This is a genomic window from Clostridium sp. (assembly GCF_032552055.1).
Classification (GTDB): domain Bacteria; phylum Bacillota; class Clostridia; order Clostridiales; family Clostridiaceae; genus Clostridium.
Genome location: NZ_JAWGSV010000085.1, coordinates 1 through 12,006, shown reverse-complemented (window position 1 = coordinate 12,006; position 12,006 = coordinate 1). Strand labels below are relative to the sequence as shown.

At 30.7% G+C, this 12,006-nt stretch carries 10 protein-coding genes; all 10 read left to right on the top strand.

Annotated elements, in window-relative coordinates:
- Positions 1-60 precede the first annotated feature (60 nt).
- The 10 genes from E6248_RS07730 to E6248_RS07680 all read left to right on the top strand — a co-directional run bounded on the left by E6248_RS07730 (position 61) and on the right by E6248_RS07680 (position 11,836).
- Complete coding sequence (locus tag E6248_RS07730; RefSeq protein ID WP_316340243.1) at positions 61-1,200, top strand: acyl-CoA dehydrogenase; 1,140 nt, start codon at positions 61-63, stop codon at positions 1,198-1,200.
- A 16-nt stretch (positions 1,201-1,216) separates the two neighbouring features.
- A complete protein-coding gene (locus tag E6248_RS07725; RefSeq protein WP_316340242.1) occupies positions 1,217-1,996 on the top strand; it encodes an electron transfer flavoprotein subunit beta/FixA family protein in 780 nt (259 codons plus the stop codon).
- A gap of 20 nt (positions 1,997-2,016) precedes the next feature.
- On the top strand, positions 2,017-3,024 hold the full coding sequence (locus tag E6248_RS07720; RefSeq protein WP_316340241.1) for an electron transfer flavoprotein subunit alpha/FixB family protein: 1,008 nt from the start codon (positions 2,017-2,019) through the stop codon (positions 3,022-3,024).
- A 224-nt stretch (positions 3,025-3,248) separates the two neighbouring features.
- The gene (locus E6248_RS07715) at positions 3,249-4,091 is read left to right on the top strand and encodes a 3-hydroxybutyryl-CoA dehydrogenase (protein WP_316340240.1); all 843 of its coding nucleotides are present in this window, start codon (positions 3,249-3,251) and stop codon (positions 4,089-4,091) included.
- A 318-nt stretch (positions 4,092-4,409) separates the two neighbouring features.
- Positions 4,410-5,351: a DNA glycosylase gene (locus E6248_RS07710; protein ID WP_316340239.1), complete on the top strand. Its 942-nt coding sequence runs from the start codon at positions 4,410-4,412 to the stop codon at positions 5,349-5,351.
- A gap of 646 nt (positions 5,352-5,997) precedes the next feature.
- Complete coding sequence (locus E6248_RS07700) at positions 5,998-6,951, top strand: BadF/BadG/BcrA/BcrD ATPase family protein (RefSeq protein ID WP_316340238.1); 954 nt, start codon at positions 5,998-6,000, stop codon at positions 6,949-6,951.
- Between the two features lie 544 nt (positions 6,952-7,495).
- On the top strand, positions 7,496-8,224 hold the full coding sequence (locus tag E6248_RS07695) for a GntR family transcriptional regulator (RefSeq protein ID WP_316340237.1): 729 nt from the start codon (positions 7,496-7,498) through the stop codon (positions 8,222-8,224).
- A 66-nt stretch (positions 8,225-8,290) separates the two neighbouring features.
- Positions 8,291-9,451: an SIS domain-containing protein gene (locus E6248_RS07690; protein WP_316340236.1), complete on the top strand. Its 1,161-nt coding sequence runs from the start codon at positions 8,291-8,293 to the stop codon at positions 9,449-9,451.
- 190 nt (positions 9,452-9,641) lie between these two features.
- Positions 9,642-10,499 (top strand): tagatose bisphosphate family class II aldolase, encoded by an 858-nt coding sequence (locus E6248_RS07685; protein WP_316340244.1) that lies wholly within the window; start codon positions 9,642-9,644, stop codon positions 10,497-10,499.
- Positions 10,500-10,522: 23 nt separating this feature from the next.
- Positions 10,523-11,836 carry a class II D-tagatose-bisphosphate aldolase, non-catalytic subunit gene (locus E6248_RS07680; RefSeq protein ID WP_316340235.1) on the top strand — a complete coding sequence of 438 codons (1,314 nt, stop codon included), beginning with the start codon at positions 10,523-10,525 and terminating at the stop codon, positions 11,834-11,836.
- Positions 11,837-12,006: the final 170 nt, after the last annotated feature.

The following is a 12,006-nucleotide window of genomic DNA, read 5'->3' as shown; positions in this document are numbered from 1 at the left end:
TTATAATATTTTAAATTTAATTATTTCAATTTAAGTTGCAATATCGAGGAGGTATAATTAATGAATTTCCAATTAACTAGAGAACAAGAATTAGTAAAGCAAATGGTTAGAGAATTCGCTGTGAATGAAGTTAAGCCAATAGCTGCTGAAATTGATGAAACAGAAAGATTTCCTATGGAAAATGTTGAGAAGATGGCTAAACTGGGGATGCTTGGAATTCCATTTTCTAAGGAATATGGTGGAGCTGGTGGAGATACTCTTTCCTATATAATGGCAGTTGAAGAGTTATCTAAGGTATGTGGAACTACAGGAGTTATAGTTTCAGCTCATACTTCACTATGTGCTTCTTTAATAGATCAATTTGGTACTAAGGAGCAAAAGGAAAAGTATTTAACAGATTTAGCTACTGGTAAAAAACTTGGTGCTTTCGGATTAACTGAACCAGGTGCTGGTACAGATGCAGCAGGACAACAAACTGTAGCAGTTAAAGATGGAGACAATTATATATTAAATGGTTCAAAGATATTTATCACTAATGGGGGAGTAGCTGAAACATTTATTATATTTGCAATGACAGATAAATCTAAGGGAACTAGAGGTATTTCAGCATTTATAGTTGAAAAAGACTTTGAAGGGTTCTCAATTGGTAAGAAAGAAGATAAGCTTGGAATTAGAGCATCTTCAACTACTGAGTTAGTAATGAGTAACTGCATTGTTCCAAAGGAAAATTTAATTGGACAAGAAGGTAAGGGTTTTGGAATAGCTATGAAAACTCTTGATGGAGGAAGAATAGGTATTGCAGCTCAAGCTTTAGGTATTGCTGAAGGTGCTTTTGAAGAAGCAGTTAATTATATGAAGGAAAGAAAGCAATTTGGAAGACCATTATCCGCATTCCAAGGATTACAATGGATGATCGCAGATATGGATGTGAAAATTGAAGCGGCTAAACACTTAGTTTATAAAGCAGCATGGCTTAAAGATAACAAGCTTCCATATAGTGTAGAAGCAGCAAGAGCTAAGCTTTACGCAGCAGAAGTAGCTATGGATGTAACTACAAAAGCTGTTCAAATCTTTGGTGGATATGGATACACTAAAGAATATCCAGTTGAAAGAATGATGAGAGATGCTAAGATAACTGAAATATATGAAGGAACATCTGAAGTTCAAAAGATGGTTATTTCAGGAAGCGCTTTAAGATAAGGGGGAGGATTTATAAATGAATATAGTAGTTTGTTTAAAACAAGTTCCAGATACAACAGCTGTTAAAATCGATCCAAAAACAGGAACACTTATAAGAGATGGAGTTCCATCAATAATAAATCCAGAAGATAAGCATGCATTAGAAGCTGCTTTAACAATAAAGGATAATAATGGAGGAAAGGTTACTGTATTAAGCATGGGGCCTCCTCAAGCACAAAATGCTTTAAGAGAAGCTTTATGTATGGGAGCTGATGAAGCTATCCTTATTACAGATAGGGCTTTTGCTGGAGCTGATACTTTAGCAACATCTAAAGCACTAGCAGGTGCATTAAAGAAATTAGAATATGATATAGTATTCGCTGGAAGACAAGCTATCGATGGAGATACAGCGCAAGTTGGACCGGAAATAGCTGAACATTTAAATATACCTCAAGTAACATATGTTCAAGATGTAAAAGTAGAAGAAGATGGTTTATTAGTAAATAGAGCTTTAGAAGATGGATATGAATTAATCAAAGTTCAAGCTCCAGTTCTTTTAACAGCAATTAAAGAATTAAATGAACCAAGATATATGAATGTTAGATATATATTTGACACAGCTAACAAAGAAATTCAAATCTGGTCAGCAGATGATATAGATGTAAATAAAGAAGAACTTGGACTTAAGGGTTCTCCAACTAAGGTTAAGAAGACAATGACTAAGGAAACTAAGGGAGCTGGAGAAATAGTAAATGAAGTTCCACAGGAAGCTGCTAAATATGTATTAGCTAAATTAAAGGAAAAACACTACATCTAAGATATGGGAGGTAAATGAAGATGAGTATAGCAGATTACAAAGGCGTTTGGGTATTTGCTGAGCAAAGAGAAGGAGAACTTCAAAAAGTTTCTCTAGAATTACTTGGTGAAGGTAAGAAGATTGCAGATAAATTAGGGGTTAAATTAACAGCACTTTTAATAGGAGATAATGTAAAGGCATTAGCAGATACATTAGGAAGACATGGTGCTGATGAAGTATTAGTAGTAGAAAATAAAGGGTTAAAACATTATACAACTGATGGTTATACAAAGGTTATTTGTGACTTAGCAAATGAGAGAAAGCCAGGAATATTATTTATTGGAGCAACATTTATAGGAAGAGACTTAGGTCCAAGAGTTGCAGCTAGATTATCTACAGGATTAACAGCTGACTGTACAGTTTTAGATGTTGATGTTGAAAAGGCAGATTTACTTGCAACAAGACCTGCATTTGGTGGTAACTTAATGGCAACAATCGCTTGTCCAGACCATAGACCACAAATGGCAACAGTGAGACCAGGAGTTTTCTCAAAACTTCCTGATGAAGATAGAAAATTCACTGTTGAAGAAGTTGAAGTTGAATTAAAAGATTCAGATATTAGAACTAAAATAGTTGAAATAGTGAAAGAAACTAAAGAAATAGTAGATATCAGTGAAGCTAACTTTATCGTTGCTGGTGGTAGAGGAGTTGGATCTAAAGAGAATGTTAAGCTTTTAGAAGAATTAGCAGAAGCTTTAGGTGGAACTGTAGCTGGATCAAGAGCTGCTGTTGAAAATGGTTGGATTGAGAAGGAATACCAAGTAGGTCAAACAGGTAAGACAGTAAGACCTAACATTTATATAGCTTGCGGTATTTCAGGAGCTATTCAACACGTTGCAGGTATGCAAGATTCAGATCTTATAATAGCAATAAACAAGGATGCTACTGCTCCAATTATGCAAGCAGCTGATTATGCTGTAGTTGGAGACTTATTAAAAGTGGTACCAGAAATGACTGCTCAATTAAAAGCAATGAAAGAAAATGAATAGATAAAAATTAAATAATGGAATAATGAAAGAATTGATGATTAAACTCTAAAGAGTTTAGTAAGTTGAAATTTATGATATGGACGAGGAGAGAATGAATTTCACATAATATGGGATTTGTGATATAATTAAATTAATTTTACAAATTTTATAAATTAAAAAATAAATAATTAATTTTTTGATTATTAATTCTTTAATTTTTCACATTATATTAGGAGGGTGTTTTTATGAAAAAGATTTTTGTTATAGGTGCTGGAACTATGGGCGCTGGTATAGTTCAAGCTTTTGCTCAAAAAGGATATGAGGTTATAGTTAGGGACATAAAGGATGAATTCGTCGAAAGAGGAATTAACGGAATTAATAAAGGATTAACTAAGCTAGTAGCTAAGGGAAAAATCACTGAAGAAGATAAGGAAGCAATCCTTGGAAGAATATCTGGAACTACAGAGTTAGCTCTTGCTGAAGATTGTGACTTAGTTATTGAAGCTGCTGTAGAGAATATGGAAATTAAGAAAAGCATATTTGCTGAATTAGATGAAATCTGTAAAGAATCAACTATTTTAGCTTCTAATACATCATCTTTATCTATCACTGAAGTTGCTTCAGCAACAAAGAGGCCAGATAAGGTTATAGGAATGCACTTCTTTAACCCAGCTCCAGTAATGAAGCTAGTTGAAGTTATAAGAGGAATAGCTACATCTCAAGAAACTTTTGATGCTGTAAAAGAATTATCAGTAGCAATTGGAAAAGAGCCAGTAGAAGTTGCAGAAGCTCCTGGATTTGTAGTTAATAGAATACTTATTCCTATGATAAATGAAGCAAGCTTTATCCTTCAAGAAGGAATTGCTTCAGTAGAAGATATAGATACTTCAATGAAATATGGTGCAAACCATCCAATGGGACCATTAGCATTAGGAGATCTTATAGGATTAGATGTATGCTTAGCTATTATGGATGTTTTATTTAACGAAACTGGAGATAGCAAGTATAGAGCAAGCAGTCTTTTAAGAAAATACGTTAGAGCTGGATATCTAGGTAGAAAGACTGGAAGAGGTTTTTACACTTACTAAAATTAAGATATATATTACTGAAAAAAGGCTTTGCTTCCCTAGGAGTAAAGCCTTTTTCAATTAACAGGTAACAATGTTCAATTGACAATTAAGGAGAAAACTCAGAGGTATCTGAGTTTTTTTAATTAAGAAAGGATAAGATTAAGAGTGAAAGAATGAAGACAGGCTTAGCTTTTAAATCTAAGTCATTTGGAACAAGTCACATCAAAAACTGATAATTGTTAACTATTAATGGTTAATTGTCTGAATCCTTGTGGTATAATTAAGGAATAGTTTGTTTATTTTAAGGGGATAAATAAAATAACAAGAGGTGAAGTAATGAATTTTGAAAAAGTTAGTTTTGAAGATAATAAAGTAATTTTAGAGGGTCTAAAGAACTTTGATATTAAGCAAATATTAGAGTGCGGACAATGCTTTAGATGGGATAAGATTAGTGATACAAATTATATAATTGTAGCTTATGGAAGAGTAATAGAAGTGTTACAAGAGGGGGATAAGGCTACTATATATAACTCAAATGAAGAAGATTTCAATAATATATGGATAAGTTATTTTGATTTAGAGAGAGATTATGATGAAATTAAGGCTGAATTAGCTAAGGACGAAATCTTAAGAAAAAGTGTAGATTTTGGATATGGAATTAGGATTTTAAATCAAGATCCTTTTGAAATGTTAATTAGCTTTATAATATCAGCTAGAAATAGTATTCCATCAATTAAGAAGACGGTTAAGAAGATATGTGAAGCTTGGGGAGAAAGAATAGAGTATAAAGGTGAAGAATATTACACATTTCCAACACCTAAAGCTATTAAAGAAGCTACTTTAGAAGATATCCAAGGAACAGGAGCATCTTTTAGAAGTAAATACATAGTAGATACTATAAAGAAGGTTAATGAAGCTATAGAAGTTAAGGAAGCTATGGAGAATAATCCAAATAAATATAGTGAAAGACCTGAAATTTTAGATTTCGATTTAGAGTATATTAAGACTTTAAATGATGATGATTGTCATATAGCTCTTCAAAAATTTATGGGAGTAGGAGCTAAGGTAGCGGATTGTATAATGCTATTTTCGATGGCAAAACATTCAGCTTTTCCAGTAGATGTATGGATTAAAAGGGCGATGATTTATTTCTACGTAGCACCAGATGTATCATTAAATAAGATGAGAGTCTTTGCTAGGGATAAATTTGGGGCATATTCTGGAATGGCTCAGCAATATCTTTTCTACTATGCTAGAGAGAATAAGATAGAAGTTTAGATTATTTACCATGAAGAAATAGTTAATATAGCATTTAAATTGGTAACTATATTAGTAGAGTTACAAGAAATAATAAATGAATTAGAAGTAATAATATAATAATTAGTAGGCTGCTGTATAGTATTAGATACAGTAGCCTATTTTTTATGAACAATTATAAAGAGCATTAGGAAATAAATAAAAAGCTTTATTAAGTATTTCAGTTTATAAAAATTTCAAATAGCGAAAGTTTTAATTTTTACTTAGAACCAGATGTATCTTTAGATAAGATAAGAGTCTTTGCTAGGAATAAATGTGGTGTATATTTTGGAATGATACAGCAATATCTTTTCTATTATGTTAGGGATAATAAAATATATATTAAGTATAAAAAGTGATAAAATATTATATAAAATTCAGAAAAATCCGATTTTAGCAACATATTATATTGGAAAATTTTATTAATGATTATATAATTATATTGTGGATTTTTATATATTGTTTAATTTTTATATAAGTTTTTAAGATGATAGTATATCTTAAATATTTTTACTATAAAGGTAGAATAGTCATTACAACTTATATACATAATTTAATTTCGTCAATGAAAATAATAATATAAAATATCCAATAACAAAAATTTCAAGAGTATGTAGGGGGAAGAAGTATGTTTTATTTAGGAATTGATGGTGGTGGAACCAAAACAAGATATTTATTAGTAGATGAAAAGCTTAATAAAGTAGCTGATGTTGAAGGTTCTACTATCCATATCCATCAAGTGGGAGTAGAAGGGATTCAAAAGCAATTAACTGAAAACATTTTAAGAGTTTGTGAGGAAGCTAAAATATCAGTAAATGATATAGCATATGCTTTTATAGGTGTACCAGGATATGGTGAAAGCCTTGATGATGTGAATAAAATTGATGCAGCTATAAAGGAAGTTATGGTGATACCTTACTCAATCGATAATGACTCAGTTAATGGTTGGGCAGGAGGAACTGCTTGTAAGCCAGGAGTTAACATAGTAGCTGGTACTGGAAGTATAGCTTATGGAAGAAACACAGAAGGTAAACTTGCTAGATGTGGTGGATTTGGACCTGGAATAGGTGATGATGGTGGTGCATATTGGATAGCTTTAAAAACTATCAATGAATACACTAAGCAAAAAGATGGAAGAAAAGAAAAGACAGCTTTACTTGATATCTTAGAAAAAGAGTATAATATTACTTATCAATATGAAATTGTTGATATAGCATTTAATAGATTACAATTCAGCAGGACAGAATTAGCTAAATTCTCAACTATATGTTATTTAGCAGCAGAAGCAGGTTGCCCTGTATGTAAGAATATCTTCAGAGAGGCAGCAGCAGAACTATTCAGCCATATTGAAGCTATTTCTAAGATGTTAAACTTTACGGATGAATTTGTAGTTTCATATACTGGTGGAGTATTTAAATCAGGTAAACATGTATTAGAACCACTACAAGAAATGATTAATGAATCAGGCTTAAAGTGTAGATTACAAGAACCTGCATTAGAACCATGGAATGGTTCAGTATTATTAGCTTATTCTTTAGCTGGAAATGCTGTTCCGGACAATGCAAAAGATATTTTAAAATAGATTGATTTATAGAATAAAGGGGCTGTCCTAAGGATAGCTCCTTTATTAATTATTAATTCTTTATTGAATTACTAGTATTAGTTGCAATAGTATTTAGCTTAATATTTGTATCTACTTTTAATATTGCAAATAGCGCATTAAAATAAGAAATTAAGAGAAAGTGTATAGGAATACTTTTATGAAATAAGCAAATTTATCAAATCATACTTTCGAAAATAAATAGATGAAAAATTGAGGAAAATTAGAAAAAATAATTGACACTTTTCAGTGAAACATTTAGAATAAAATTATAGTGGTAATTACCACTTGGGATTGTTTATAATTTATGGAGGCGTTTCAATATCTCAATATACTATTAAGAAGAGTTGACAATTGATAATCTATGGACAAGCATAAGTTACTTGGGTAAATCATTTTAATATAATTTATAGGTAAATTTTAAATTATGGAAAGTACTTTTATGCAAGGGTAATTAATATTTGCATTCTTTTTTTAAAAGAATTTTATGGTATAATAGTGTTATAGAATAATGAGGTGAAAAGAGATGAGTTTTATAGATAAAAATTCGAGAACGCCATTATACTTACAATTAATGAATATTCTAATTGATATGATAGAAAATAAATTAGAAGAAGATACTCAAATACCATCTGAGAGAGAAATATGTGAGATTTATGATGTAAGTAGAACTACTGTTAGACAGGCGATGGATGAGCTTGAAAAGGAAGGATATATATATAAAATCCATGGAAAGGGAACTTTTGTATCTCCGAAGAGAATGAATCAAGATTTAGTTGCATTTTATTCTTTTACAGAAGAAATGAAAAAAATAGGAAAAGAACCAAGTTCTGAAGTAACTGGCTTTGAAGTAGTTCAAGCTGGAGAGCATATAAGTGATATGTTTAAAATAAGAAGTGAAGACTTGCTATATAAGATATCTAGAATAAGAAAGGCTGACGGAATTCATATGATGTATGAAACTACGTATATTCCTTATGATAGATTTAAGGGAATAACTAGAGAAAAGTTAGAAAATAAGCCTCTTTATGATATTTTAGCAAAAGAATATAATGTAAGAATATCTTCCGCAGAAGAGTATTTTAGACCTATTCTAACTAATAAAATAGAAAGTGTTTACTTGGATATTAAAGAAGGATCTCCAAGTTTAAAGATAGAGAGATTTACTTATGAGAAGGGCGAGGTTATTGAATATACATTAAGTGTAGCAAGAGGAGATAAGTTTAAATATAGGGTTACATTAAATAATAATTAATATAAAAAATAAAAAAATTTTTAGAATAACTGGTAATGACAACATTACAAGTTGGGGAGGTAACATATGATATTCGGAATGGATATAGATAAAATAAGGAGTCTAGGTGGGATTTTTACTGCTACTGAAATTAGGCAGCAACCTAAGCTTTGGTTAGAAACATACAAAATAGTAGAAGATAACAAAGCTTCAATAGAGAGTTTCCTAAGTAAGAATCTAAAAAGTAATACAAGAATAATCTTAACTGGTGCAGGAACATCAGATTATATAGGAGATACAATTTATCTTCATTTAGCAAAGAATCTTAATTTAAGAGTAGAGGCTATAGCAACAACTGATTTAGTATCAAATCCTTCAGAATTCATTGAAGAAGATGTACCTACTATTTTAGTATCCTATGCAAGATCAGGAAATAGTCCTGAAAGTATAGGAGCATATAATATTTTTCAAGAAAATGTTAAGGATATTGCTCAAGTAATTATTACTTGTAATGGAGATGGTGAACTAGCTAAGAAGAGTAGAGGAAATGATAACAGCCTTTGTTTATTAATGCCTGAAGCTTCTAATGATAAGAGTTTTGCTATGACAAGTTCCTTTAGTTGTATGCTTTTAGCATCATTATTACTTTTTGATATTAAGAATTTAGAAACTAATAAGAAATATCTAGATATAGTAGTAAAACAAGGGGATTTCATATTAGAGAACAACTGGAGAGATGTTAAGGAATTAGTAGAATTAAATTCTGAAAGAGTAGTGTACTTAGGTTCAGGAATATTAAAAGGTCTTGCACAAGAAATGGCTCTTAAAAACTTAGAATTAACAAGTGGTAAGGTAGTAACTGTTTATGAATCAATACTTGGTTTTAGACATGGACCTAAGTCAATTATTAATGATGATACTTTAGTTATATGTATGAATTCTACAAATGAATATACAAATCTTTATGATATGGATCTTATCAAAGAAATAAATGGAGATAGTGGAAACCATAAATTAGCTGTAATAAGTTATTCAAATGCTAAGGAATTATGTAACCATTGTGATAAATATATAACTATAGCTGGTGAAGAAGTGCCAGAAGTATTTACTGTGTTTAACTATATGTTATTTGGTCAAATGTTTGGATTCTTTTCTTCATTAAAATTAGGAATTTCTCCTGATAATCCAAGACCAGATGGAACTGTTAATAGAGTGGTAAAAGGTGTAGTTATACATAAGTATAAATAATAGTTATTAATTTTAGATGCAAATTTAGCAATGCTAATTAAGATAGTTTTATGTAGGTGAGATATGAATGCAACGTAACTGCTCTACATTGCTACTAATTATTGAATAAGTGCAATAAAAAGTTTTATATAAAAAATGACTTTGAAGATGAAGACGGAAATTAAAAAATAATAAATAGGAGTTGAAGTAAATTATGAAGATAGTATCAACAAGAGAAATGTTAAATAAAGCACAAAGAGAAGGGTATGCTGTACCAGCATTTAATATACACAATTTAGAAACATTACAAGTAGTTGTTGAAACAGCAGCAGAACTAAAATCACCTGTTATTTTAGCAGGTACACCATCAACAGTTAACTATGCTGGTGGGGAGTTTATTGTATCTATGGCAGATGCAGCAGCAGGTAAATATGATATTCCAATTGCAATTCATTTAGATCATTATGAAGAAGTTAATGAAATAGAAGAATTTATAAAGTTAGGTTTTAGATCAGCTATGATTGATGCTTCACATAAAGCTTATGAAGACAATATAGCTACAGTTAAACAAGTAGTTGAATTTGCTCATAAATATGATACTACAGTAGAAGCAGAGCTTGGAAGATTAGGTGGACAAGAGGATGATCTAATTGTTGATGAAAAGGACACAAAATACACTAATCCAAAGCAAGCAAAGGAATTTGTTGAAAAAACAGGAATTGATTCTTTAGCAGTTGCAATAGGAACAGCTCATGGACTTTATAAGGGTGAAGCTAAGCTAGATTTTGATAGATTAAAAGAAATAAGAGATATGGTAGATGTACCTTTAGTTTTACATGGTGCTTCAGATATTCCGGATGAGCTTGTTAAAAAAGCTATTTCTCTTGGAATATGTAAGGTTAATGTTGCAACAGATTTAAAAATACCATTTTCAGATGCTGTAAAGAAATACTTTATAGAGAATCCAACAGCAAATGACCCTAGAAAGTATATGCAACCAGGGAAAGATGCTATGAAGAAAATAGTTGCTCATAAAATTATGGTATGTGGAAGTAATGGGAAAGCTTAAATAATATATAGAGGAGAGGTTATATGAATCCAATAAAAGAAATAGTAGATAGGTATAAAAAGGGTGAAAAAGCTGGGATATTTTCTGTATGTTGCTCTAATCAATATGTAATAGAAGCAGCTATGGAAAGACTTATAGATAAGGATATTCCATTACTTGTTGAAGCTACGGCAAATCAAGTAGATCAATTTGGTGGCTATACAGGAATGAAACCTGTTGACTATGTAAATTATATTTACAATATAGCAGATAAAGTAGGATTTCCAAGGGAAAGAATTATCTTAGGTGGAGATCACTTAGGACCATTAACTTGGACAAATATTAATGCTGATAAAGCTATGGAAAATGCAAAAGTATTAATAGAAGAATATGTTTTAGCTGGATTTACTAAAATTCATATAGATACAAGTATGCCTTTATTAGGTGATATAGAAAAGAATGTTTTTGGTGATGAAATAATTGCAGAAAGAGCAGGAAAGCTTTGCCTAGTATGTGAGAATGCATATAAAAAATTAAAAGAGAAAAACAAGGATGCAATTCATCCAGTTTATATTATAGGAAGTGAAGTTCCAATCCCTGGTGGGGCTCAAGTAGAGGAAGAGGAAAGTGGACCAGTACTGACTAGTGTTAAGAACTTTAAAACAACAGTAGAGACATTTAAGGAAACTTTTAAAAGTTATGGATTAGAAGAAGTATTTAATGATTATGTTTTAGGTGTAGTAGTGCAACCAGGTGTAGAATTTAGTAGTGATTATATTTGGGAATATAATAGAGAAAAGGCAACAGAACTAAAGGAATCTTTAAAGGATTATGATAATATAGTTTTTGAAGCCCATTCTACTGATTATCAAAGACCTGAATCTTTAAAGGAAATGGTTGAAGATGGATTTATAATCTTGAAAGTAGGACCAGCACTTACCTTTGGATTTAGAGAAGGTGCATTTGCATTAAATCATATTGAAAATGAAATATATAAGTATGATTCTAATATAGAGCTATCAAACTTTATAGATATTTTAGACTTCTCAATGATAAAGGAACCTAAGGATTGGATCCATCATTACTCAGGAAGTAGCATTGATGTAAAAATTGAAAGAAAATATAGCTTATCAGATAGAGCAAGATATTATATGCCTAAGGAAGATGTTAATTTTGCACTAGAAAAATTAATTTCAAACCTAGGTGAAAAAGAAATACCTATCTCAGTGATAAGCCAATATATGCATAATCAATATAAGAAAATCAGAGAAGGTAAATTACAACCACTAGCTTTAGACTTACTAAAGGATAGAATTGGTGAATATATAGATGATTATATCTATGCAATTACAAATTAGCTAACAATAATTTCCCACTTTTATTGGAGCTGCCTTAGGGCAGCTTCTTTTTATTTAGTTTTAAAATGCTAAGCATTTTAAAATGAAAAAATTAAGAGAATGAAGGAATGAAAAAATGAAGGAAGAGGTTTTGCAATGCAAAACCTCTTTTGTTTTAAAGATTTACTTAT